The following is a 21334-nucleotide window of genomic DNA, read 5'->3' as shown; positions in this document are numbered from 1 at the left end:
GACGGGCACCCATGTCGGTGCTGATCGAGCTGGGCGACGACCGGGGTGCGCCCCGAGACGACGACAGACCCCCGCCGCAGGTGTCGCGGGGTCGGCGGGTGGCGCTGCTGGTGGTGGCGTGCGCCCTGCTCGGCGGGGCCGCCGAGCCCGAATACCTGACGCCTGAGCTGGGACCGAGGACGCCTGCCGGTGCGACCGTGCTCGGCGCGGGGCCGCTGCTTCTGGTCGTCGACCCCGGCCCGGACCCGCCGACGATGACTGCCTACGACGCGGCCGCGCCACGTAACCCGGCGCGGTGGCGGGTCGCGGTGCCGCCGGGCTCCGGGTGGTCCGCCGAAACAGTCGGTGACGTGGTGCTGGTCGCCGAACGCGACCAGGTACGCGGGACGCGAGTGACCACCGCCCGGTCGATCCGCACGGGTCAGGTGGTGTGGCGACGACCCGAGCGGGTGTACGCGGCCGGCGACGTGGCAGTCGCGGTGAGCGAGGTACGCAGTGCCTCCGAGCCGGGTCGCCGGATCGAGGGCGGAGTGCACGGGGTCGATCCGGCCACCGGTGTCAATCGTTGGTCGGTGCCGGTGCCATCCACGGCCGTCCTGCGGGTGCTGCCCGACGTGCCCGGGCGGTTGCTGCTGGTCCAGGACGACGGGCTGGCCCGGCTGCTCGACATCCGCGACGGCGCCGACCGCGGGCGGGGGTGGCTTCCGCCGGCCGACTACGGCCCGGACAATCCGCAGGTCGTTGGCGCACATCTGGTGCTGCGGCATCCGAGCGGCAGCAGCGGGTCGGCGCTGAGCGGTTACGACCTGCCCGGGCTGACGCCGCGCTGGCAGGTGGCGGCCGAGCCGGGCGAGATGACCCTGCGGCCCTGCCAGGGTCTGATCTGCGGGCAGGACGAGCAGGGCCGCTGGGCCATCGACGCGGGCACCGGCGTGCGGCGGTGGACGTGGCCGGGCGGGGCGCGCTGGCACACCGTCGCGGGCGCTCGGGTCGCCGGCGATTCGTTGGTGCTGCTGGGCTTGGCCTCGGACGGCCGGCGCGTGCTGGTCGCGACGGTGGGCGCGGACGGTCACCGGGTGATCGCGGTGCTTCCGGCCGGGCTGAGCGGCTGCCGGCGGGTCGGCACCCGGCTCATCTGCGGCGACGGCACCCGCGTGACGCTCTGGCCGCTGGGTGCCCCCTGACCCGATCGCGTCCGCGGGTCGACGCTCAGCGCAGCGGGCCTCGGGCGACGGCGGCGCGCATCGTGCCCGGGTCGCCGACCGGGACGAACTCCAACCACCAGGTGGCGCCGGCCGCCGCGAGCTCACCGAGGTACGCCCGTTCAGCGCGTTCGTCGGATCGGCGCCGCCGGCCACCGATCGCCACGTCGAACGGTTGACCGTCGGCGCGGGTCGCTGGCAGGGCGCTGACCAGGTCGTGGACCTCGTCGGGGGTGAAGTCGGACCACCCGTCGGTGTCGGTGAGCTTGTACGGAACGATGCCGTCGGCGCGGGCCGCGCGGCGGCGCGCCGCCCCGGCCTGGGTGCTGCCGCCGACCCACACCGGCACCCGGGGCGACTGCACCGGCGCAGGTCGCAGCGCAACGTCGTCGGCGCGGTAGTGGGTGCCGTGGTGGTTGACCCGCTCACCGCTGAGCAGCCCGGTCAGCAGGTCGAGGCCCTCGTCGAGCATCGCGGCGCGCACGGACACCTCGGTCTGCTCGCCGAACGCGGCCATCCCCCGATCGGCGGGGTCGCCGACGCCGACCGCCACGGTGGCGCGGCCCGCGCTGAGGTGGTCGAGGGTGAGGACCTCCCGTGCCAGCTTCGCCGGGCGGCGTCGGGGCAGCGCGGTGACCGTGGTGCCCAGCCGCACCCGGTCGGTGCGGCCGGCTATCGCGGTGAGCACCAACCACGGGTCGTAGGTGGACGGGTCGTCGCCGGAGTAGTGGATCAGGTAGTCCTCCAGGAACACGCCGTCCCAACCGGCGCGCTCGGCGCGCTCACCCAGCTCGACCAGGGTGGACACCGCGACGGCCGCGCCGCCGCAGGAGATTTCCAGACCGTGTCTCATCCGTCGACCGTAGGCCGGGGGTCCGACGTCAGCCGCGGCGGCGGGACCGGGCCTGCCACACCACGTAGGCCGGGTCGCGGTCGAGGTTGTACCGGTCGCGGTCGTAGCGGCGGGTGGTGCGCGGGTCGGCGTGGCCCATGGCGTCCTGCACGTCCTCCAGCGGCACCCCCTCCGAGCGGGCGGTGGTGGCGAAGGCGTGCCGCAGTGAGTGCGGTGACAGCTTCGCCCAGGCCGGGATCCCGGCGGCGCGGGCGAGGCGGCGGACCATCCGGAACACCGAGTGCCGGTCCAGGCGGGCGCCGCTGGCGGTGACCAGCAGCGGCCCGGTGAGCTGCGGCACGGGCACACCGGTGGCGGCGGCCCGCTGGGCCAGGTAGGCGTCCACGGCGTACCCGCTGCCGGGGGTGAGGGCCCGGCGGCGTTGCTTGCCGCCCTTGCCGACGAAGCGCACGCTGCGGTGCCCGCGTTCGGTGCCGAGGTCGGTCAGGTCCAGCGAGATCAGCTCCCCGACCCGCAGGCCCAGGTCGGCGAGGAGCGCGATCGCCGCCCGGTTGCGCAGGGCGGTCGGGCCGGTGTCCGCGTCGGCGGCGGCGAGCAGGGCGTCGACCTCCTCGGGGCTGAGCCCGAGGGTGGCCGAGTGGTCGCGGTCGACCCGGGGCCGGTCCGCGCCGGAGACCGGGTTGGCCGGCACCGCGCCCAGCTTCACCAGGAAGTCGTACCAGCTGGACAGCGCGGAGAGCCGTCGCGCCACGGTCGCCGGGGTCAGCGGTCGCCCGCTGTGGGCGGCGAGTGTGGACTCCAACGCCCGGGCATAGTCGTTGACGTGCAGGAACGTGGCCCGCAGCGGGTCGAGGTCGCGGCCGGCGCACCAGGTGAGCCAGCCGGTGACGTCGCGTCGGTACGCGTCGCGGGTGTGCTCGGACAACCGCCGGTTACGCAGCCACGCCTCGGTGACCTCGACCGGTCCACTCGGCAGCGCGGGTGGCGCGGACGGGCGGGCCAGCACCGGAGCGTCGGAGAACACCATGTGAAAAAGGCTCTCAGCCTCGGGTGGGATCAGCGGGTAGGCGCGCCGATCCCACCGAGACCGTGATCATGCGTGGTGGGCGAGCACCAGCAACCCGCTCCGCGGTCTTCGGCGAGAGCGCCGGCGGGACGGTCGCCGCGCTGAGCGCGATCCGCGCCCGGGAGGCACATGTGCCGCTACGCGCCCAGGTGCTCGTCAACCCCTGCACGGACCTGACCGCAACCGCCTTCGACTACCCCTCGATGCGGGAACACGCCACCAGCCCGACCCTCACTGTCACCCAGATGGAGTTCTTCTGCCGGCTGGCCGTCCCGGACGGCTCGGACGCCCGCGCCGTCTCGCCGCTGCACTCCGACGACCTGGGCGGCCTCGCCCCGGCTCTCGTCGTCGTGCCGACCCTCGACCCGGTGGCCGATCAGGGCCGCACCTACGCCGCCCGCCTGCGCTCCGCCGGAACGCCTGCCACCCTCACCGAGCATCCCAACGCGCCACACGCGTTCCTCAGCATGCCCGGCGTCGTGCGCCAGGCCCGAGCCGCCCGAGGAGACATCGCTGACTTCCTCCGCGAGCGGCTCGCCTAACCGGCTCATCCCGGCCCCGCGGACTTCTGTGTCGCTGTTCCGCGGCGGGCGGCGTGTCGCGAGGTCTACCGGCGGGCGCGGGGCAGCAGGGCGATGAGCGGGACCGCCACGGCCAGGTGCGCCGCGCCGAGGGTCAGCTTGGCCCCGCCGGTGGCCTCGACGCCCAGCAGCGGGACGAGGGACACCGCCGTCACCACCACAGCGAGGGAGATCCAGACCGGCCGGGCGACCCGTGGGGCGAACCGCTCCAGCAGGGCCAGCGTCGCCCAGCCGAGCAGGGCGGCGCCCAGGGCGACGATGACGATCGCGCCGGCCCCGATGTCGGTGGCGGGTTGACCTGGGCTCTCGATCGTGAAGTCGACTCCGGCCAGCGCGCCGATCGCCCAGACGGCCAGGGCAGCCACGACGGCGGCGGCGACGCCGAGGGCGCGGCGGCGCAGGGTCGAGGTGGTGGGGGTCGTGACGGCGGTAGCGCTCATGACGGCTCCTCGTTCAGGGGAAACGAACGAGTACGACCGTAGCAGATAGTCTTGTTCGGAACTATCTCTCTCGGAACTAACAGGTGGAGCGGCCGCCCGGCGCGTACGGGGAGGTAGTGGCCAGCGGCCCGCTCACCAACGCCAGCAGGGCGCGCAGAAACGCCTCCCGATCCTGCTCGGGCAGGGTCGCGAGCAGGTCGTCCTGAATACGCCGGACCACCTGCTGCGCCCGTTGCAGGACCTGCTCCCCCGCCGGAGTCACCACGACCAGCCGGGCTCGCCGATCCGTCGGCGCCGGTCGGCGCTCGGCCAGCCCGGTCCGCTCCAACTGGTCGAGCGTGACGACCATCGTGGTCTTGTCCACGCCACACCGCTCGCCGATCTCGCGCTGGGTCAGCTCGCCGGCGCGGGCCTGCGCCAGCACGTAGTGCGCCCGCGGCGAGATACCCAGCTCGGCCAGCCCCGCGGCATGCTCGGTCTGCAACGCGTGACTCGCCCAGGAGAGCAGAAACAACAGGTCCGGTGGGCCGTCGGCGGGCGTGCAGGAGGTCATACGCCGAGGCTAGCAAGATGCTCCGCGACCAGACGGTTTGCGCCGTGGACGATCAGGGCCGCTGGTAGCTGCCGTGCTCCCGGGTGAGCAACTGTTCGTCAATCAGATAGCGACGCAGCGTGGCGTGGTCCGACCCGCCCGCCGCGCACCACGCCTTGAGCGCCTCGTCGACGGCCCGCTCCGGATAGCGGGCACCCGGCTCGAACGACCGCTCGGCGATGTGCGCGAGCAGAACGCGCCGCCGTTTCGGCTGCGCCGGCAGGCCCACCAGGACGTCGCCGCGCAGAAACGTCCGCAGCACCGGATCGGCGGCCGGGTCGGTGTCGTCGGCCGGGCGACTGTCGCGGGCGGCCGCCCGCAGCGATGCCTCGTCGGCCGCGAGCGCGCCGTCCGCACCGGCGACGAGGCCCGCGTCGGTGAGCCGGCGGACCCCGGTGAGCGCGACCCGCGCCGGCAGGCCGGTGCGCTCGGCGACCTGCGCCGCGCTTGTCGCGCCGAGCACGATCGCCGCGAAGATCCGTCGCCGTCCGTCGTCGGCCAGTGCCCCGGCCAGGGTATGCGCAGTCACGCCGGTCACCCTCGCATCAGCGGTACGCCGACCGCCAGGCGTTTTCCGGCCGGCCGCCCATCTGCCGTTATACCTTCGGACCCGACACATTGAGGGCGTGGAGACACCGGTACGCGAACCCACGTTCCTGATCCTCACGGCGCTGGCCGCGGAGCCGCTTCATGGCTATGGACTGATCACCGAAGTAGCCCGGCTCTCCGAAGGCCGCGTGTCGTTGCGCCCCGGCACGCTCTACGGCGCCCTCGACCGGCTGCTCGACGCGGGTCTGGTCATCGTCGAGCGGGAGGAGGTGGTGGACAGCCGGCTGCGCCGCTACTACCGGCTCACCGAGCACGGCGGTGACCTGCTCGCCAACGAGACCGAGCGGATGCGCCGCAACGTCGAGGCCGCAACCGCCCGGTTGACCACACGTACCCGCCAAGGTATGCCCCGACTCAGTGGGGGGACGGCATGAGCGACCTGGAACGCCGCTATCTGCGATTGGTCCGGATCTTCTATCCGGCCGGCTACCGCGACGCGCGCGGCACCGAGATCGTGGACACGTACCTCGCTCTGTCCTCGCCGGACCGGCGGTGGCCTTCGGTCGCCGACCTGACCGACATAGCCGGCGGCGGGCTACGCCAGCGCCTACGCGCGATCCGCGCCACCGGCATCGGCAACGGCGTGCGGCTGGCCGCGACGCTGGCGTTGTTGACCGCCACGGCTCTAGCCGGCGGCTGGGCCGTGCTGGAGCTCAATCCGTGGACGACGGCGTGGTTCGGCTTCGCGCAGCACGGCACGTCCGTCTCGCTCGGTATCGGCGTGTGGGCGGCATGGCTGCTCGCCGCGGTGGTGCACGCGGTGGCACCCGGTCGGTGGACCCGCCTGGCGATCGGTCTCGCCCTTGTCCTCACCGTCGCCGTCGTGCCGCTTGCCGCCATCGTGGACCGGTCCCGGCCCCCACTGTTCGTCCTCCTCGCCCAGGTCTGCCTCGGGTTCGTGGCGCTCGGCGTTCCCGGCCAGCCGCCCGTGTGGCGACGACTGCTGCCCGTCGCCGGCGCCGCCGCGGCCCTACCCGTAGCGGCGACCTTTGCCCGTAACGGCGGCGACGTGCTCCGTGCGTACTACGGCTGGCCCGCCGGGCAGGTCCTGCCCGGCGCCGGGATGGCACTTCTCTCGGTGACGCTGCTCGTCGCCGTCGGGCTGGCGGCGCGCAACGACCTTCGTGGTGCGTGGGCACTGCTGGTGCTGCTCTGCCCGATCGGCATGCTGCGGCTGCATCCGCTGGCCGAAGAACTCGCCGTCAGCTTCTACGGCGGCGGACCGGGTGCGGACCGGGCGACGCTGGCCACAGCGGCCATCATCGTGGCGGTCGCGGCGGCGACCGTCATGTCGGCCGTGCTGATAATCCAACGACGGGTCGTCCTGCCGCCGACACCTTCCACACGCATCTCGCCGCGCCCTGGATCAACTGCTTAGCTCAGTCGGCCGTCGGCTGCTCGGCGACGAGGAGCACCCGGCGTAGCAGGTCGGCGAGGTGTCGTCGTTCGGTCGCCGTGAGCGCGCCGAGCAACCGGTGCTCCTCCGCGCCCTGGATCTCCATCGCCCCGTGCCACGCCGCCTGCCCCGCGTCGGTGAGCTCCACGTCCACCCGCCGGCGGTCGACTGTGGACGGGATGCGGCGCACGAAACCCCGCCGCAGCAGGGCGTCCACCCGCGCGGTGATCGAGGCGGGCGCCATCGCGAGGTCCGCGGCGAGGTCCGAGGGCGCCGCCCGGCCGCGGCGGCCGGCCAGGGCCTGCAGGGTGTCGTACTCGTGGACCGACAGGTCGAAATCGACCAGGACCCGCTCCTTGACCGAACGCAGGTGCCGGGTCAGCTTGATCATCCTGGTCACCGCGCCCTCGACATCTACGTCGAGGTGCGGCACCACCGGCAGCCACCGCTCGATGTGGCTGTCGACGGAATCGGGAGTCGTGGTCACCGCCCGAGTTTACCTCAACGTCGAAATATTCATTGCCGAAAGGTTCGACGTCGAAGTATATTGCCGGTATGACCCATCCCCTGCGCACCCGCTCGTTCCGGTTGCTGTTCCTGGGCCGGACCGTCTCCGCCGTCGGCGACGCGGTGGTGCCCGCCGCGCTGGCCCTGGCCGTGCTGCGGGCCACCGGCTCCACCGGCGCGCTGGCCGTCGTCCTGGCCGCGGCGATGGTCCCCCGGCTGCTGCTGTTACCACTCGGTGGTGTCGTCGCCGACCGGTTCGACGCCCGACGGGTCGCGTTGCTGGCCGACCTGGTCCGCTGCGCCACCCAGCTCGCGGTCGGCGTGGAGCTGCTCGGCGGTGACCCGTCACTGACCACAGTCGTCATCGCGTCCGCCCTCGGCGGCACCGCCTCGGCGTTCGCGATGCCGACCGCGTCTCCGCTGGTCGCCGGCGCCGTCGAACCGGCCGGCCGGCAGCGGGCAAACGCCCTGATGGGAATCACCGCCAACACCAGTCGCCTTGCCGGCCCCGCGCTGGCCGGCGCGCTGGTCTGGGCCGCCGGGCCCGGCTGGGCGTTCATCCTCGACGGCGCGTCGTTCGCACTGAGCGCCCTGCTGCTCGCGCTGGTGCGGATCCGCCACGTGCCGGTGCCCCACCGGTCCGTACTCGCCGACCTGCGCCACGGCTTCGCGGAGGTCCGCGCCCGCGACTGGTTCTGGACCAGCCTGCTCGGGCACGGCGTGTGGAACGGCGCCGCCGCCGTGCTGATGACCCTCGGGCCGGCCGTCGCCATCGACCGCCTCGGCGGCGAGACGACCTGGGTGCTGTTGTTGCAGGCCGGCGCGGTCGGCATGCTCACCGGATCCCTGCTGGCCGGGCGGGTCCGCCTGCGCCGACCGGTGCTGCTGGCCAACCTCGCGCTGGCGAGCTACGCCACGCCGCTGGTCCTGCTCGCCGTCGCCGCGCCCGCCTCGGCGGTGATCGCCACGTACGCCGTGGCGCTGACCGCCCTCGGCTACTTCAACCCGGTCTGGGAGACCGTCGTGCAGCACCACTTCCCGCCGGAGGTCCTGGCCCGCGTCACCTCGTACGACTGGCTGGTGTCGCTGGCCGCCATGCCGCTGGGGTACGCGCTGGCGCCACTGGCCGCCGACGCGTTCGGCGCACCCGTGCCGCTGGCCGTCGCCGGCCTGCTGGTCCTCGTCTCCTGCGCGGGCACCTCACTCGTCCCCGGCGTACGCCGACTCACCTGGCCGGCCAGCCCGCGAGCGGTCGAACCTGCCGGCGTCAGGTGAGCCAAGCCGCGCGCGCCCACGCGAAAGGCCCCCGACCAGCGCCGGGAGCCTGTGTGCGGGGTGCTCGGTCAGCCGGCGTCGCGGGTCATCGCGACGAAGCCACGCCACGCCTGCGGGCTGAAGGTCAGGGTGCCGCCGTCGCGATCCTTCGTGTCCCGCACGAGGACCATGCCCGGGAGGTTGTCGGCGACCTCGACGCAGTTGCCACCGTTGCCGCCGCTCTTCGTGCTCTTACGCCACCGCGCGCCGCTCATGTCCATGATGCTGCCGCTTCTCTCAGAAGGTCCAGGGAACGCCCTCGGGGCAGTGCCTCTCCACGAATACGCTCCCACCGTCGTTCCAGGTTAACAAGCTCCGATGCCTGGTCGAGGATCTGCGCCTGCGCCGGGCCGTCGACGTGCGCGACCCGCGACCCGTCCGGCATGTCGGCGATGGTGAACGGGCCGTCCAGGCCGGGATAGCTGGGCGCGTCCGCCGGAACCATGTGGAGCTGGACGCTGTCGGTCTCGGCGTGCCCGAGCAGGCGGGTCAGTTGCGCCGCCATCAGGGCGCGGTCGTCGCCGACGCGTCGCCGGAGCACCGCCTCGTCCAGCACGGCGATCAGCAGCGGTCCACTGTCCCGGGTGAGGATCGCCTGCCGGTTGATCCGCGCCTCGGCGAACTCGACTACCGCATCCGGTCGCAGCACCCCACCCGCCAGGGTCGCCCGCGCGTACGCCTCGGTCTGCAACAGTCCGGGCACCCAGGCCAATTCGAATGACCGCAGCGTCACCGCCTCGCGTTCGATGTCGACCCACCGCCGGAACCACACCGGCTCGCGGCGACGAACGATGTCCGGCCAAAGCGCGTCGGTGTCCTTTGCCAACAACTCCGCGACGGTCGAGCGATGTCGACTCTGCGGAATGTGGCCCGGGTTCGCCCATCTCGCGACGGTCTTCGGGTGCACGCCGATCCGACCTGCGAGGCTCTCGGCGGTGTGACCCGCCTCGGCGAGCGCCGCAACAAAGGCGTGATTCATGCCGATCCTCCCCAAGAACAAACCAACTGTCCGAAGAAGATTGCACAACGCTGTGTGACTGTCCAGCAACTCTCGGCAAAGTGCGGTGTAGACGGCGCGGCCGGCAGGGACCCGAACCCGGCGGACGCGTTCGTGGCGGGGCCGCCCCGACGGGGCGGCCCCCTTCCCAACGCCAGCCAGGGGGCATCGATGCCAGCCGAAGAAGCCGGAGCAGCGCGGCCACAGCCACAGGAGCCGCGATGACCGGCACCCTGCGGGCCGGGGACGTGATCCTGCTGAGCACCGCCGCCAGCGTCCAGTTCCACAGACCGATAGTCGTCCGGGTCATCCGCGAACTGCCCCGACCGACACACCTACGACGGATGGCTCTGGCTCGACGCCTACGAGCTGAACCCGAAGGGCGAGGCGGTCGCGCGGCGCGAACTGTTCGTCATGCGTGCGGGCGTGCGGATCCAGGCGTTGTCCCCGCGCCGGGCCACCGAGACCCACCGGCCCGCACCGAGCCGGCGTACCGGTCCCGTGGGGTGCGCTGATGCCACGCCCGACGCACTCCCCGCTGCGGCCGTCGTGGCGGTGCCGGGTCTGCGGCATCCGGTGGCCGTGTTCGGCCGCGAAGTTGCGCCTGCTCGGCGAGTACCGCGAGGATCGGCCCGGCCTGTTGGCTCACCTGACAGAGCTTCAGGAGGCGGCCGAAGCCGACCTCAGCACGCTCAACCCGGGTATCACGTCGCCCGAACTCGCACCGCGTTTCGTCGGCTGGGCCGAAGCCCGCTGAGCCATCCCGCTCCCGACCGGCGACGGGGACCGCCGCGCCGAGCGGTCCGGCGGTACGCACCGGTGTCGGGCAAGCGCAGAGGTAGGTCGGCGCTGCCTGCGCCGCTGGTCGGGGCGCCCGGCATTAATCGCGCGCTCTTCGACGCCGGTATGGCTAACCTCACCCAGAGGCTGGTCGGTCAACGGCACCTCCATGAATCGGGGGATTCAGATGTCAGACGCAGCGACCGGCGGCGTCTCGCTGCGTCCCACCCAACTGCTTCGCCGCAGTCGACCCCTTCGCGCTCTCTTCTCGGCCCGACTCGTCTCGTACGCGGGCGATTCGCTCAGCCTTGTCGCGCTCATGCTGCACGTCAGCGAGACGACGGGAAAGGCGCTGGCGGTCTCCCTCCTGCTGCTTGTCGGAGATCTCGCGCCCTCGATGTTGGGTCCCTTCAGCGGCGCCCTCGTCGACCGGCTCAACCTCCGGCGGCTGATGGTCGTCTGCGAACTCGTCCAGGCCGCGGTCCTGCTGGTGATCGTGGTGACGCTGCCCCCGCTGCCGGTGCTGCTGGCCCTCGTCGCGATTCGCGCCACCGCCTCGCAGATCTTTCAACCGGCGTCTCGGGCGGCGGTGCCCGCACTGGTCGCCGACCGTGACCTGGAGACCGCCAACTCCACAGTCGGGTTCGGCTCGAACGCGGCGGAGGCGGCCGGCCCGCTCCTCGCCGCAGCTCTGTTCCCGCTGGTCGGAGTGCGTGGGCTGCTGCTCGTCGACGCGGTGACGTTCCTCGTCTCGGCCGTGCTGCTCGCGACTCTCCCCTCGATCCCGGCGGTGACTACCGAGGGGCGCCAGCCGTCGCTCCTGCGCCAGGCCAGATCGGGAATCGGCTATCTGCTCAGCGTTCCGACGGTGCGGGTGATCTTCCTGGGCTTCACCGCGGTGGTCGCCTTCAACGGGGTCGACGACGTGGCACTGCTGGTGTTGGCCCGGGACACTTTCGAGGTGGGCAACTCCGCGTTCGGGCTGCTGCTGGGCGCGGTCGGCATCGGACTCGTCGCCGGGTACGCCATGTTGTCCCGGTGGGGCACCCGGGCGTCGATGGCGCTGCTGCTGATCGTGGGCTTCGGGGTCAGCAGTCTCGGGAACCTGCTGACCGGCCTCGCCTGGGCCGTCGCCGCCGCGATTGCGCTCCAGGGGGTCCGGGGGCTCGGGCTGGCGGCCATGGACGTCGCCTCCAGCACGCTGCTGCAACGGACGGTCCCCGCGGGCATGCTCGGCCGGGTCTTCGGAAATCTGTACGGCGCGATCGGGGTCGCCGCCGCGCTGTCCTACCTGGTCGGTGGTCTGCTGCTGGACCTCACGTCCGCTCCGGTGACCCTGGTGATCGCGGGCGTCGGCGGCCTGGTGGCCACCGGCGTCGTCGCGCTGCGACTGCCACGGGCGATGCGACGCGCCGACGGTGCGACACCGACGGCGTCCACCGAGGAGATCGGCTGATCAGACCGAGCCGGCGGCGTCACTCCCCGGTCGGGCCCCCGGCGAGTTCCGCGACCACGTCGAGGTGACCGAGGTGGCGGGCGTACTCCTGGACCAGGTGGAACAACACCCGCTCCAGCGACGCCGGGGCCGCGCCGTTCCAGCGCGGCCCCGGCGCGCCGACCTCCGCCAGGTCGTGCGCCGTCACCACCGCCGTGGTGTGCGCGCCCTGCGCCCGCAGCGCCGCCACCAGGTCCTCCCGCGTCTCGTCGGGGGCGACGTACCAGCGGTCCTCGCGGCGGTCGCCCCACGGCTGCGCGACGTCCCGGCCCTGGAAACCCCACTCGATCCACCGCCGCTCGACGTGCCGCAGATGCGTGAGCAACTCCAGCGGGGTCCACCCGGACGGCAGCCGGCTGCGCCGCAGCTCCGGCTCGGCCAACGCGGACACCCTGGCCACCATGGACTCGCGGAAGTAGTCCAGGTAGCGCAGGAAGACCTCGGTGCGGCTGCCGGCCGGGTCGGTCGGCTCGGGGAAGGCGATCACGACCCGGTGGGCAGGTCGCGGGCGCGCTGTCGCACACCCGCCCCGCCGTACGGGTAGTCACCCACCAACGGGGCGCTCGCCTCGTCCAGCGACCGCATCTGCTCGGCGTCGAGGACCAGGTCCGCGGCGGTCAGGTTGTCGTCGAGCTGCTCGGTGTTACGAGCACCGAGGATCACCGAGGTGACCGCCGGCCGGGCGGCCAGCCAGGCCAACGCCACCGCCGACATGGACACGCCCCGTTCGTCGGCGACCCGGCGCACCGCGTCGAGCACCCGCCAGGTGCGCTCCTCGGCGTTGCGACCGGCGTACGCCTCGACGCCGCGCTGCGGGTTCTCACCGAGCCGGGTCGCGCCGGTGGGCGTGCTGTCGCGCTGGTACTTGCCGGTCAGCCAGCCGCCGCCCAGTGGCGACCACGGCAGGATGCCGATGCCCTCGTTCTCGCAGACCGGCACCAGCTCGAACTCGATCTCCCGGGCCAGCAGGTTGTACTGCGGTTGCAGGGTCACGATCGGGGTGAGGTTGAGGTGCTGGGTGAGCAGGGCCGCCTTCTGCAACTGCCAACCGGTGAAGTTGCTGACCCCCGCGTAGCGGATCTTCCCGGCGCGCACCGCGTCGTCGAAGAACCGCAGCGTCTCCGGCAGCGGGGTGAGCGGGTCCCAGGCGTGCGCCTGGTACAGGTCCACGGCCTCGACACCGAGCCGCCGCAGGCTGGCGTCCAGGGCACGGGTGAGGTGCACCCGGGACAGGCCGGCGTCGTTGCCGCCCGGACCCATCGGGAACCGCCCCTTGGTGGCGATCACCAGTCGGTCACGCAGGTCGGGCCGCGTCCGCAGCCAGCGTCCCACGATGTCCTCGGAGACACCCGCGGAGTAGACGTCAGCGGTGTCGATGAGGGTGCCACCGGCCTCGACGAACCGGTCCAGTTGGGCGAAGCTGCCGGCTTCGTCAGTTTCCGCCCCGAACGTCATCGTGCCCAGACACAGGGTCGACACCACCGTGCCGGTGCCCCCCAGAGTGCGATAGCGCATATCGTCCTTTCGGTCCGAGTGACAAAGCCGATCTTCGCACTCGGCGGGGCCACCCGCACAGGGAGGCCGCCAGGCCCCGGTACGGGCACCCGCGCTGCCACCTCGCCGGTCATCATGGGCGGGTGAGCGAGTCCGCGATCAACATCGACCGACCCCAGCGGTCGGCTCCGACGTCACCGCCGGGAGCACCGGAGCCCGGTGCGCCCACCCGCCTCCCGGGGCTGGTGGCCCTGACGACAAGCATGGTCCTGCTGCTGCTCGCGGGGCGCTACGGCTATCACCGCGACGAGTTGTACTTCCTGCTCGCCGGCCGGCACCTCGACTGGGGTTACGTCGACCAGGGTCCGCTGGTCCCGGCGCTGGCCCGGTTGCTGGACACGATCGCGCCGGACAACCTGGTGATCCTGCGGACCCCGTCGGCGCTGCTGGCCGGTGGCGCGGTGCTGCTGGTCGCCGCCATCGCCCGCGAGCTGGGCGCCGGTCGCGGCGCGCAGACCTGCGCGGCGGTGTTGGCCGCGCTGTCCGGCATCGTGCTCGCCAGCGGGCACCTGCTCAGCACCACCACCGTCGACCTGCTGGTCTGGCTGGCCGCGGTGTGGTGTGCGGTGCGGTTGCTGCGCACCGGCGACAGCCGCTGGGCGCTGGGCATCGGGCTGGCGCTCGGTGTGGGCATGCTCAGCAAGGTGTTGCCCGCGCTGCTGGCCGTCGGCCTGATCGCCGGCGTGCTCATCGCCGGGCCGCGTCGGCTGTTGCGCGACCGCTGGGTGCTCGCCGCCGCCGGGATCGCCCTGCTGCTCGCCGCACCGAACCTGATCTGGCAGGCGGCGCACGGCTTTCCCCAGCTCGGCGTGGCGGCGTCCATCGCCGACGGTGACAGCTCCTACAGTGGCCGCCGCGACGCGTTGACCCTCCAGTTCGTCATCATCAGCCCGTACGCCGTACCCATCTGGATCGCCGGCCTCGTCGCGCTGCTGCGCCGCCCGGCCTGGCGGGCCTATCGGGCGGTGGCCTGGGCCTGGTTGGTGGTGTTCGGCATCGTGCTGGTCGCCGGCGGCAAGGGCTACTACGACGCGCCGCTGCTGTTGGTGCTCACCGCCGCCGGCGCGGTGGTGACCGTCGGGTGGGCGTCGCGCGGGTCGGTCCGGCTGCGCCGAGGGCTGCTCGCGTTGGGCGTGGTGCCGCTCCTGCTGCCCAACATCGTGCTGCTGCTGCCGGTGCTGCCGGCCGAGCGGTTGCCCGGTTTCGTGGTCGACGTCAACTACGACGCCGGCGAGACGATCGGCTGGCCGGCGTTCGCCGACTCGGTCGCCACCGTCCATCGTGGGCTGCCGCCCGCGGAGCGCCCCCGCGCGGTCATCCTGACCAGCAACTACGGCGAGGCCGGCGCGCTGGCCCGCTACGGTCCGGTCCGTGAGCTGCCCCGGGCATACTCCGGGCACAACAGCATGGTCGACTTCGGCCAGCCGCCGGCCAGCGCGGACGTGGTCATCGCGGTCGGCTGGGAGCGCCCCGAGCCGCTGACCGCCTGGTTCGACGAGTGCACGCTCGCGGGGCGGGTGGATCAGCGGGTCGAGGTGGACAACGACGAGAACGGCGGCCCGATCCACGTCTGCCGGGGGCTGCGGCGTCCGTGGGCGCAGATCTGGGACACCGAGGTACGCCACACCGGGTGACCGGCCCTCAGCCGGCTCCGCTGGTCAGCCAGGCCTGGATGCCGGCCAGCGCTTCGGGGCCCGAGGTGGCGTCGACGTCGCGGGCGAGGTCGGCGATGGTGACGGCGGCGAGCGCCTGGCGCCAGGCGTCCTCGGCTGCCCACATCGCCCGGGCGACCGGACACGGCGTGGTGCAGGCGTCGGCCGGGGTCGCGAACGGGCCGCGCTGGCGGATCTCGGTGCAGACGAAGGTCGGGCCGGGGCCGTCGACGGCCCGGACCACATCGAGCAGGGTGATGCTCTGCGGTGCCCGGGTCAGCACGTAGCCGCCCGACTTGCCCTGCACGGAGTGGATCAGGCCGGCGCGGGCCAGGGCCTGGAGCTGCTTGGCGAGGTAGCTGCCGGACACGTCGTGCAGCTCCGCCAGCCTGGCCGCCGGCACGGGTGCGCTGCTGACGGTGAGCACCACGCAGCAGTGCAGCGCCCACTCGACCCCGCCGGACATCTTCATGACCTCACCCTAGCCAACCCCACTTACTCGGACTTCAATTGTCCGAGTATTGTTCCCGGACAGGAAAGGTCCGAGTATCGGCCGCCTCGCTGGGGACCGGACAAAGACCCCACAACGTCACGGGAAGGTGCATTCATGAAGATCGCCGTACTGGGTGGGACCGGGCTCATCGGCTCGCAGGTCGTGCGGATCCTGCGGACCGCCGGGCACGACGCGGCGCCGCTCTCGCCCTCCACCGGGGTGGACCTGCTCACCGGGCAGGGCCTGTCCGAAGGGCTCACCGGCGCCGAGGTCGTCGTCAACCTGACGAACTCGCCGACCTTCGACGACGCCTCCCCCGCCTTCTTCCAGACGACCATGGACAACCTCCTCGCCGCCGCCGATCGCGCGGGCGTCAGCCACGCCGTGGTGCTCTCCATCGTCGGCGTCGACCAGGTGCCCGACCTGGCCTACTACCGCGCCAAGGTCCTGCAGGAGGACATCCTCAAGGCCGGTCCCGTCCCGTACTCGATCGTCCGCGCCACCCAGTTCTTCGAGTTCGTCGAGGCGATCCTGTCGTGGACGGCCGACGACACCACCGTCCGCCTGCCCCGCACCCCCGTGCAGCCCATGGCCGCGGCCGACGTGGCGCAGGCCGTCGCGGACGTCAGCACGGGCGCACCGCTGCGCGGTGTCCGCAACGTCGCCGGCCCCGACGTCTTCGCCCTCGACGAGCTGGGACGGGTCACCCTCGCCGCGCGAGGTGACCAGCGCACCGTCACCACCGACGACAACGTCGGCATGTTCGCCGCCGTACCCGGCGCGGCGCTCATCGCCGTCGACGACGCCGTCATCGCCTCCACCACCTACCGGGAGTGGCTCGACCGCCAGGGCTGAGGCGTCCGCCGGCCCGCACGCCGACGTGCGGGCCGGTGCCGGTCGTGGAGTCGGGGCCGCGAAGACGAGGTGGTGACGGCTAAGGTCCGCGTCGTGACCGACACCGCGGCCGAGGTCGACAGGCGCGTTGCCGAGGCGTGGGCGCGGATCGAGGCGGGCCTCGGTGGCGTCCTGCCGTCGTCCCTACGGCTACTCAACGCGCCAGCGCCGGCACCCGCGATCGATGCGGCCGAAGCCGCCCTGGGCAGGACACTGCCGCCCGATTTCCGCGCCAGTCTCCGCATCCACGACGGGACCGAACCCGGTGCCACACTGCCGTCCCTCGCGCCCAGCCCGGTGCCGCTGACCAACCTCTGCGACACCGACCTGATCGTCGAGATGACCCAGATGTGGCGCGACAACTATGGTCCGGAGCCGGACTGGGACGATCCGCAGGTCTGGGCGCACCTGGTCGACAGCGAGATGCTCTGCCTGAACGGGCCGGTGCGGCCGATCATCGGTTCGCCGGGCGCGGTGGTCGTGGGCGACCTGAACGGCGACGTGCTGTGGCTGCTCGACGGTGACCCGGCACCGGGAGGAACGCCCGGACAGGTGGTTCGGGTGGATATCGAATGCGCCTCCTGGGACGTGCTGGCCCCATCCTGGACGCAGCTGCTCGTCCGCTACGCCGAGGACCTCGCCCTGTTCGCGGCGGACCCGGACACCTCGCCCCTGCAGATCGATCCCCTCGTGGGGCCGGCCTGCGAGTGGGGCAGCACCCCGTCGTCCTCCTGGGGAACGCGTCCGGCCTGGCTTCGGGACGTCCAAGCTCGCAGCCCCTACATCTGATCACCGCCGACCTGGACGGGCGGTCAGTGTCGCAGCAGGCCGGTCGTGGGGATCGGCCCCACGTGCCCGGTGGGTGGCGCGCTGCGGTGCAACTCCAGACCGATGTCGACGACGACGGAACGCTCCAGGGCAACGACCTGCGCCATCGGAACCCACTGCGCCAGGTCGGTCGTGCCGCGGGTCTCCGATCGAAGCTCACCGCCCACGATCCGGGCTCGATAGAACACCGCGAGCATGTGCAGCTCGACAACGTCGTCGTCGAGCCGTTCCACGTTCCTGGTCCGCGAGTTCACCCCGAGCAACTGCTCGACCCGCGCCGCGTACCCCGTCTCCTCCGCCACCTCGCGCACGACGGCGTCGAACGGATCCTCGGTGTGCTCGACCCCGCCGCCGGGCAACGTCCAGTGCCGCCGAGCCCCGTCCGGCGACACCCAACGGGCGAGCAGCAGGCTCTCGTCCCGCAGACACACCGCGTACGCGGCCACTCGGAGCCGTTGCGTGATCACAGTGACCAGGATCGCGCAGTTGCCGGGAATGTGGGGTCGTCCGCGTCGGTCAGTTCGGGGAGGGGTTGCGGGCGGCGGCTGCGGCGACGGTTGCCAGGTCGTCGCTCGAGAAGCCGGCGCGGCTCAGCACCGCCAGGGACTTGTTCGTTGCCAGCGCGCACAACGCCAACTCTGCCGCCTCCTGCTCATCGGCCCCCGCCGCCAGCAACGCCTGTCGCAGCATCGCCCGCAAACCGTCGATCATGGCGCCGACCATCTCCTGGCCCTCCGCGTCGAGGGCCGGGAACTGCGTTGCCGACACCGTGAGCAGGCAGCCGTCCGGGACCGTCGGGTCGGCGATGCGGTTCAGGGTGACCTGCAGGTAGGCGGCCACGACGGCGCTCGGGCTCGGGTGAGGGCCGGTCAGTGCCTGCTCGTACAGCGGGTGGTAGGTCTGCGCGTAGCGCTGGAGGCTTTTGCGAAAGAGGGTGCTCTTGTCGCCGAAAGTGCCGTAGAGCGAGCCCCGACCCAGGCCCGTGCCCTCGGTGAGGCGATCGATCGAGGCCTCCGAATAGCCCCAGCGCCAGAAGACGTACATCGCGCGTCGGAGCGCCTCGTCCACGTCGAATTGCTTGCGGCCCGCCATGGTTCGTCAGTCTACACATCTTGTACCGATCGTTCCAAGCAGTCTTGTACTGATCGTTCCAACATGCGTATGGTCACCGGCATGACAAACCTGAGTTCGCTACGGCTGCCCGACGGGTTCACCGATGCCTTCACCAGCCGCCTCGTGGCGGCGAACGGGCTGCGGCTGCACGCCGTCACCGGCGGGGAAGGCCCGCCGCTGCTGCTGGTCGGCGGGTGGCCGCAGACCTGGTACGCCTGGCGGGACGTGATGCCCGCGCTCGCCCGCCAGCACACCGTCGTCGCCGTCGACTCACGCGGGGCTGGGCTCTCCGACAAGCCCGACGACGGGTACGACGCCGGCACCCTCGCCGCCGACCTGGTCGCGTTGATGGCGGCGCTCGGGCACGACCGGTTCGACGCGGTCGGCCACGACATCGGCATGTGGACCGCGTACGCCATCGCCGCCGATCACCCCGAGCGGGTCGGCCGGCTCGCCGTCGTCGACGCCATCATCCCGGGCATCACGCCGACCCCGTCGGTCTTCAGCCCGGCCGCGGTCAACCAGCGGTTCTGGCACTTCGGCTTCAATCAGCTCACCGACCTCAACGAGGAACTGGTCCGGGGGCGGGAGCGGCTCTTCTTCGGCTACCAGTTTGCCAAGAAGGCAGCCACCGCGGACGCGGTCCCCGCGTACGCCGTCGACGTCTACGTCGATGCGATCGTCGCGGATCCTCGCGGGCTGCAGGCGAGCTTCGCGTACTACCGGGCGCTGGACGAGACGATCGCGCAGAACGAGCAGCGCGCGAAGACCCGGCTGACGCTGCCGGTGCTCGCCGTCGGCGGCGCGCAGTACAGCGGCGCAGCGGCCGCCGCGACGATGCGGCTGGCTGCCGACGACGTCACCGAGGTGATCATCGACGACTGCGGCCATTACGTGGCCGAGGAGCAACCGGCGCGGTTCATTCAGGTCCTCAAGGATTTTCTCGGTGGCACACCGGCAGCAGGCATGCCGCTCAGCTGACACATCGTGCTACCACCCCCGCTCATTCCTGCTGGCGATGAGTCTGGTGGTCAGGATGGCTGGACGTGGTCGAAGAGGGCGAGGGCCTCGGCGGGGTCCGGGCTCACGAGGCGTTCCAGACCGGCCGTCGTGATCGTCGCCCACCTGCCGGCCCGTGCCCACATCCGTTCCTCGAAGGCGCGCACGGCCTGGTCCAGATCTTCTGGGTTGGCGGCGATGGCCTCGGCGAGTTCGGCACCGTCCAGCATGGCGAGGTTCGCGCCCGCCCCCAACGGTGGCATCAGGTGGGCGGCGTCACCCAGGAGCGTCACCCCGCGGACGTGGGCCCAGCTGTGGGATTCGGGCAGGACGTAGAAGGGGCGGTGGACGAAAGCGGTGCCGTGGCCGAGCAGGTCGAGGACGGGCGCGGCCCAGCCGTCGAACAGGGCCAGAAGGCGCGTGCGGGTGGCCTCGACGTCGGTCAGGTCCAGGTCGGCGTGCCAGTCCAGCGGGGCGCGGAACTTGGCGTACACCTTGACGTGACCGCCGCTGTTGCGCTGGGCGACGAGGGATCGGTTCACGCCGTACACGGCCACCGACCCGTCGCCGACCAACCGGGCGAGGTCGGGGTGGCGGGCGTCGATGTCGTCGAGGCAGGTCTCGACCGAGGTGACGCCGGTGTACCGCGGCGTCACCGACGAGACCGCCGGGCGGACCCGGGACCAGGCGCCGTCGGCGCCCACCACGAGGTCGTACGTCTCCTGCCGCCCGTCCGCGACATGAACCAGTACGCCATCCCCGGTCCCGGGCACCACCTGGATCACCTCTCGCCCCCACCGCACGTCGAGAGAGCCGAGCAGCAGGTCACGGAGGTGCCCCCGGTCGATCTCCGGATTGGCCCGCTCATCCGGGCCGGGTCGCCAGTCGCGCAGAACGGTCCCAGCAGTGTCCAGGATCCGCATGGCCTGCCCCTCGGGACGAGACAGCGCCTGGAACTCGGCCAGCAGCCCCGCCTTGTCCAGTGCCAGCTGGCCCAGCCCTTCGTGCAGGTCGAGCGTGCCGCCCGGGGGGCGGGAGTCGGGCGCCGGGTCACGTTCGAGGACGGTGACGGGGTGGCCGTGGCGGTGCAGGACACGGGCAAAGGTCAGGCCCGCCGGGCCGCCTCCGACCACCGCGATACGCTGTCTCATAGCAATACACCGTATCGGGCTCGTACAATGACTCGCAACAGCAGGGAGTGACAATGACCGTGTGGGACCGGCCGGAGCCGCCGCCTCCCCCCGTGCCACTCGACCGGCAGCAGATCATCGCCGCCGCCATCGCGCTGGCCGACGAGGGCGGGCTGGGCGCGGTGTCGGTGCGCAAGGTCGCCGCCCGCCTGAACGCCGGCCCGATGCGGCTGTACGGCTACATCTCCACCAAGGACGAGCTGCTCGACCTCATCGTGGACGAGGTCCACGCCGAGATTCTCCCCGACGAGCGACCCGGTGACTGGCGGGAGGCGCTAGGCGTCCTCGCCCACCGCACCAGGCAGGCCGCCCTGCGCCACGTTTGGCTGGCCGATCTGCTCGGCGGCCGCCCGACCCTGGGCCCGAACGGCATGGCCGTGACCGAGGCCAACCTGGCCGCCCTCGACGGCCTCGCCGACATCGACACCGTCCTGCGGGCCGTGGCAACCGTCAGCGCCTACGTCACCGGCGCGATCCGGCGCGAGATCGCGAACCTGCGGGCCGAGCGCGCCACGGGCCTGTCCAAGCGCGAGTGGCAGCGCGCCTTCGGCCCGCACGTGACGACAATGTTGGCCACGGGCCGCTTCCCGGCACTCTCCAAGGCCGTGCACGACGGCACGGAGGTGGACGCCGAGGCATCCTTCGCGACCGGCTTGGACTGGGTCCTCGACGCCGTGGCCGCCAAACTCACCCGACCGCCGGCGTGACGCTCACCTCCTGCCCAACAGGAGGGCGAGCGTCGACTCGGATTCGGCCAAGGCCTCGCCGATGACACGAAC

26 protein-coding genes and 1 pseudogene are annotated in these 21334 nt (G+C 72.3%); 13 read left to right on the top strand and 14 right to left on the bottom strand.

Annotation, left to right across the window (positions count from 1 at the left end):
• Positions 1-11 precede the first annotated feature (11 nt).
• Complete coding sequence (locus ACFYPM_RS27675; protein WP_387202851.1) at positions 12-1184, top strand: hypothetical protein; 1173 nt, start codon at positions 12-14, stop codon at positions 1182-1184.
• Positions 1185-1209: 25 nt separating this feature from the next.
• On the opposite strand, the gene ACFYPM_RS27670 is transcribed toward ACFYPM_RS27675, so the two are convergent.
• A complete protein-coding gene (locus tag ACFYPM_RS27670; RefSeq protein ID WP_387202848.1) occupies positions 1210-2055 on the bottom strand; it encodes an LLM class flavin-dependent oxidoreductase in 846 nt (281 codons plus the stop codon).
• 28 nt (positions 2056-2083) lie between these two features.
• The gene (locus ACFYPM_RS27665) at positions 2084-3082 is read right to left on the bottom strand and encodes a tyrosine-type recombinase/integrase (protein ID WP_387202845.1); all 999 of its coding nucleotides are present in this window, start codon (positions 3080-3082) and stop codon (positions 2084-2086) included.
• Positions 3083-3150: 68 nt separating this feature from the next.
• Between ACFYPM_RS27665 and ACFYPM_RS27660 the strand changes: the two genes are divergently transcribed.
• A complete protein-coding gene (locus ACFYPM_RS27660; RefSeq protein ID WP_387202842.1) occupies positions 3151-3663 on the top strand; it encodes an alpha/beta hydrolase fold domain-containing protein in 513 nt (170 codons plus the stop codon).
• Between the two features lie 65 nt (positions 3664-3728).
• Here ACFYPM_RS27660 and ACFYPM_RS27655 read toward each other — a convergent pair whose 3' ends face one another.
• The 3 genes from ACFYPM_RS27655 to ACFYPM_RS27645 form a co-directional block, all read right to left on the bottom strand.
• Positions 3729-4142, bottom strand: coding sequence for a DUF6069 family protein (locus ACFYPM_RS27655; RefSeq protein ID WP_387202839.1), 414 nt, complete (start codon positions 4140-4142; stop codon positions 3729-3731).
• 76 nt (positions 4143-4218) lie between these two features.
• Complete coding sequence (locus tag ACFYPM_RS27650) at positions 4219-4695, bottom strand: MarR family winged helix-turn-helix transcriptional regulator (protein ID WP_387202836.1); 477 nt, start codon at positions 4693-4695, stop codon at positions 4219-4221.
• 52 nt (positions 4696-4747) lie between these two features.
• Complete coding sequence (locus tag ACFYPM_RS27645) at positions 4748-5263, bottom strand: DUF2087 domain-containing protein (protein ID WP_387202833.1); 516 nt, start codon at positions 5261-5263, stop codon at positions 4748-4750.
• Positions 5264-5360: 97 nt separating this feature from the next.
• Here ACFYPM_RS27645 and ACFYPM_RS27640 point away from each other — a divergent pair, with 97 nt between their 5' ends.
• Positions 5361-5717: a PadR family transcriptional regulator gene (locus ACFYPM_RS27640; protein WP_387202830.1), complete on the top strand. Its 357-nt coding sequence runs from the start codon at positions 5361-5363 to the stop codon at positions 5715-5717.
• Positions 5714-6721, top strand: coding sequence for a hypothetical protein (locus ACFYPM_RS27635; RefSeq protein ID WP_387202828.1), 1008 nt, complete (start codon positions 5714-5716; stop codon positions 6719-6721). Before ACFYPM_RS27640 ends, ACFYPM_RS27635 begins: the two co-directional genes overlap by 4 nt.
• A gap of 1 nt (position 6722) precedes the next feature.
• On the opposite strand, the gene ACFYPM_RS27630 is transcribed toward ACFYPM_RS27635, so the two are convergent.
• Positions 6723-7226: a MarR family winged helix-turn-helix transcriptional regulator gene (locus ACFYPM_RS27630; protein ID WP_387202825.1), complete on the bottom strand. Its 504-nt coding sequence runs from the start codon at positions 7224-7226 to the stop codon at positions 6723-6725.
• A 68-nt stretch (positions 7227-7294) separates the two neighbouring features.
• Between ACFYPM_RS27630 and ACFYPM_RS27625 the strand changes: the two genes are divergently transcribed.
• Positions 7295-8521 carry an MFS transporter gene (locus ACFYPM_RS27625; RefSeq protein WP_387202822.1) on the top strand — a complete coding sequence of 409 codons (1227 nt, stop codon included), beginning with the start codon at positions 7295-7297 and terminating at the stop codon, positions 8519-8521.
• A 68-nt stretch (positions 8522-8589) separates the two neighbouring features.
• Here ACFYPM_RS27625 and ACFYPM_RS27620 read toward each other — a convergent pair whose 3' ends face one another.
• Positions 8590-8781, bottom strand: coding sequence for a DUF397 domain-containing protein (locus ACFYPM_RS27620; RefSeq protein ID WP_387202819.1), 192 nt, complete (start codon positions 8779-8781; stop codon positions 8590-8592).
• Positions 8772-9539, bottom strand: coding sequence for a DUF5753 domain-containing protein (locus ACFYPM_RS27615; RefSeq protein WP_387202817.1), 768 nt, complete (start codon positions 9537-9539; stop codon positions 8772-8774). Before ACFYPM_RS27615 ends, ACFYPM_RS27620 begins: the two co-directional genes overlap by 10 nt.
• A 239-nt stretch (positions 9540-9778) precedes the next feature.
• On the opposite strand from ACFYPM_RS27615, the pseudogene ACFYPM_RS27610 reads away from it, so the two are divergent.
• From ACFYPM_RS27610 to ACFYPM_RS27600, 3 genes and pseudogenes are all read left to right on the top strand, one after another.
• Positions 9779-10052, top strand: a pseudogene (locus tag ACFYPM_RS27610) (hypothetical protein); the annotation flags it as partial.
• A gap of 19 nt (positions 10053-10071) precedes the next feature.
• Positions 10072-10314, top strand: coding sequence for a flavin reductase (locus ACFYPM_RS27605; RefSeq protein ID WP_387202814.1), 243 nt, complete (start codon positions 10072-10074; stop codon positions 10312-10314).
• A 210-nt stretch (positions 10315-10524) separates the two neighbouring features.
• On the top strand, positions 10525-11793 hold the full coding sequence (locus ACFYPM_RS27600; RefSeq protein ID WP_387202811.1) for an MFS transporter: 1269 nt from the start codon (positions 10525-10527) through the stop codon (positions 11791-11793).
• Positions 11794-11812: 19 nt separating this feature from the next.
• Here ACFYPM_RS27600 and ACFYPM_RS27595 read toward each other — a convergent pair whose 3' ends face one another.
• The gene (locus ACFYPM_RS27595; RefSeq protein ID WP_387202808.1) at positions 11813-12319 is read right to left on the bottom strand and encodes a DUF664 domain-containing protein; all 507 of its coding nucleotides are present in this window, start codon (positions 12317-12319) and stop codon (positions 11813-11815) included.
• Positions 12316-13347 carry an aldo/keto reductase gene (locus ACFYPM_RS27590; protein WP_387202805.1) on the bottom strand — a complete coding sequence of 344 codons (1032 nt, stop codon included), beginning with the start codon at positions 13345-13347 and terminating at the stop codon, positions 12316-12318. Before ACFYPM_RS27590 ends, ACFYPM_RS27595 begins: the two co-directional genes overlap by 4 nt.
• Before the next feature lie 122 nt (positions 13348-13469).
• Here ACFYPM_RS27590 and ACFYPM_RS27585 point away from each other — a divergent pair, with 122 nt between their 5' ends.
• Positions 13470-15020, top strand: a complete 1551-nt coding sequence (locus ACFYPM_RS27585) for an ArnT family glycosyltransferase (RefSeq protein WP_387202802.1) — start codon at positions 13470-13472, stop codon at positions 15018-15020.
• A gap of 7 nt (positions 15021-15027) precedes the next feature.
• Here the strand turns inward: ACFYPM_RS27585 and ACFYPM_RS27580 are convergent, their stop codons facing one another.
• Positions 15028-15510, bottom strand: coding sequence for an RrF2 family transcriptional regulator (locus ACFYPM_RS27580; protein WP_387202799.1), 483 nt, complete (start codon positions 15508-15510; stop codon positions 15028-15030).
• 135 nt (positions 15511-15645) lie between these two features.
• Here ACFYPM_RS27580 and ACFYPM_RS27575 point away from each other — a divergent pair, with 135 nt between their 5' ends.
• Positions 15646-16386: an SDR family oxidoreductase gene (locus ACFYPM_RS27575; protein WP_387202796.1), complete on the top strand. Its 741-nt coding sequence runs from the start codon at positions 15646-15648 to the stop codon at positions 16384-16386.
• 93 nt (positions 16387-16479) lie between these two features.
• A complete protein-coding gene (locus tag ACFYPM_RS27570) occupies positions 16480-17214 on the top strand; it encodes an SMI1/KNR4 family protein (protein WP_387202793.1) in 735 nt (244 codons plus the stop codon).
• A 23-nt stretch (positions 17215-17237) separates the two neighbouring features.
• Here ACFYPM_RS27570 and ACFYPM_RS27565 read toward each other — a convergent pair whose 3' ends face one another.
• Positions 17238-17720 (bottom strand): NUDIX hydrolase, encoded by a 483-nt coding sequence (locus ACFYPM_RS27565; RefSeq protein ID WP_387202790.1) that lies wholly within the window; start codon positions 17718-17720, stop codon positions 17238-17240.
• Positions 17721-17769: 49 nt separating this feature from the next.
• Positions 17770-18345, bottom strand: coding sequence for a TetR/AcrR family transcriptional regulator (locus tag ACFYPM_RS27560; RefSeq protein ID WP_387202787.1), 576 nt, complete (start codon positions 18343-18345; stop codon positions 17770-17772).
• An 81-nt stretch (positions 18346-18426) separates the two neighbouring features.
• Here ACFYPM_RS27560 and ACFYPM_RS27555 point away from each other — a divergent pair, with 81 nt between their 5' ends.
• Positions 18427-19347, top strand: a complete 921-nt coding sequence (locus ACFYPM_RS27555) for an alpha/beta fold hydrolase (RefSeq protein WP_387202785.1) — start codon at positions 18427-18429, stop codon at positions 19345-19347.
• A 50-nt stretch (positions 19348-19397) separates the two neighbouring features.
• On the opposite strand, the gene ACFYPM_RS27550 is transcribed toward ACFYPM_RS27555, so the two are convergent.
• The gene (locus ACFYPM_RS27550; RefSeq protein WP_387202782.1) at positions 19398-20516 is read right to left on the bottom strand and encodes an FAD-dependent oxidoreductase; all 1119 of its coding nucleotides are present in this window, start codon (positions 20514-20516) and stop codon (positions 19398-19400) included.
• 53 nt (positions 20517-20569) lie between these two features.
• Here ACFYPM_RS27550 and ACFYPM_RS27545 point away from each other — a divergent pair, with 53 nt between their 5' ends.
• On the top strand, positions 20570-21262 hold the full coding sequence (locus tag ACFYPM_RS27545) for a TetR/AcrR family transcriptional regulator (protein ID WP_387202779.1): 693 nt from the start codon (positions 20570-20572) through the stop codon (positions 21260-21262).
• Positions 21263-21334: the final 72 nt, after the last annotated feature.

Source organism: Micromonospora sp. NPDC005203 (assembly GCF_042872705.1).
In the GTDB taxonomy this organism is placed as follows: domain Bacteria; phylum Actinomycetota; class Actinomycetes; order Mycobacteriales; family Micromonosporaceae; genus Micromonospora.
This window is presented reverse-complemented; position numbering and strand designations above follow the sequence as displayed.

What these genes read in the sequence shown, in the direction of transcription:
- ACFYPM_RS27600 (WP_387202811.1), top strand. Translation starts at nt 10,525, where the DNA reads ATGTCAGACGCAGCGACCGGCGGCGTCTCGCTGCGTCCCACCCAACTG.
- ACFYPM_RS27555 (WP_387202785.1), top strand. Translation starts at nt 18,427, where the DNA reads ATGACAAACCTGAGTTCGCTACGGCTGCCCGACGGGTTCACCGATGCC.
- ACFYPM_RS27660 (WP_387202842.1), top strand. Translation starts at nt 3,151, where the DNA reads ATGCGTGGTGGGCGAGCACCAGCAACCCGCTCCGCGGTCTTCGGCGAG.
- ACFYPM_RS27620 (WP_387202819.1), bottom strand. Translation starts at nt 8,781, where the DNA reads ATGGACATGAGCGGCGCGCGGTGGCGTAAGAGCACGAAGAGCGGCGGC.
- ACFYPM_RS27675 (WP_387202851.1), top strand. Translation starts at nt 12, where the DNA reads ATGTCGGTGCTGATCGAGCTGGGCGACGACCGGGGTGCGCCCCGAGAC.
- ACFYPM_RS27580 (WP_387202799.1), bottom strand. Translation starts at nt 15,510, where the DNA reads ATGAAGATGTCCGGCGGGGTCGAGTGGGCGCTGCACTGCTGCGTGGTG.
- ACFYPM_RS27665 (WP_387202845.1), bottom strand. Translation starts at nt 3,082, where the DNA reads ATGGTGTTCTCCGACGCTCCGGTGCTGGCCCGCCCGTCCGCGCCACCC.
- ACFYPM_RS27625 (WP_387202822.1), top strand. Translation starts at nt 7,295, where the DNA reads ATGACCCATCCCCTGCGCACCCGCTCGTTCCGGTTGCTGTTCCTGGGC.
- ACFYPM_RS27550 (WP_387202782.1), bottom strand. Translation starts at nt 20,516, where the DNA reads ATGAGACAGCGTATCGCGGTGGTCGGAGGCGGCCCGGCGGGCCTGACC.
- ACFYPM_RS27650 (WP_387202836.1), bottom strand. Translation starts at nt 4,695, where the DNA reads ATGACCTCCTGCACGCCCGCCGACGGCCCACCGGACCTGTTGTTTCTG.
- ACFYPM_RS27635 (WP_387202828.1), top strand. Translation starts at nt 5,714, where the DNA reads ATGAGCGACCTGGAACGCCGCTATCTGCGATTGGTCCGGATCTTCTAT.
- ACFYPM_RS27575 (WP_387202796.1), top strand. Translation starts at nt 15,646, where the DNA reads ATGAAGATCGCCGTACTGGGTGGGACCGGGCTCATCGGCTCGCAGGTC.
- ACFYPM_RS27560 (WP_387202787.1), bottom strand. Translation starts at nt 18,345, where the DNA reads ATGGCGGGCCGCAAGCAATTCGACGTGGACGAGGCGCTCCGACGCGCG.
- ACFYPM_RS27615 (WP_387202817.1), bottom strand. Translation starts at nt 9,539, where the DNA reads ATGAATCACGCCTTTGTTGCGGCGCTCGCCGAGGCGGGTCACACCGCC.
- ACFYPM_RS27545 (WP_387202779.1), top strand. Translation starts at nt 20,570, where the DNA reads ATGACCGTGTGGGACCGGCCGGAGCCGCCGCCTCCCCCCGTGCCACTC.
- ACFYPM_RS27655 (WP_387202839.1), bottom strand. Translation starts at nt 4,142, where the DNA reads ATGAGCGCTACCGCCGTCACGACCCCCACCACCTCGACCCTGCGCCGC.
- ACFYPM_RS27670 (WP_387202848.1), bottom strand. Translation starts at nt 2,055, where the DNA reads ATGAGACACGGTCTGGAAATCTCCTGCGGCGGCGCGGCCGTCGCGGTG.
- ACFYPM_RS27605 (WP_387202814.1), top strand. Translation starts at nt 10,072, where the DNA reads ATGCCACGCCCGACGCACTCCCCGCTGCGGCCGTCGTGGCGGTGCCGG.
- ACFYPM_RS27590 (WP_387202805.1), bottom strand. Translation starts at nt 13,347, where the DNA reads ATGCGCTATCGCACTCTGGGGGGCACCGGCACGGTGGTGTCGACCCTG.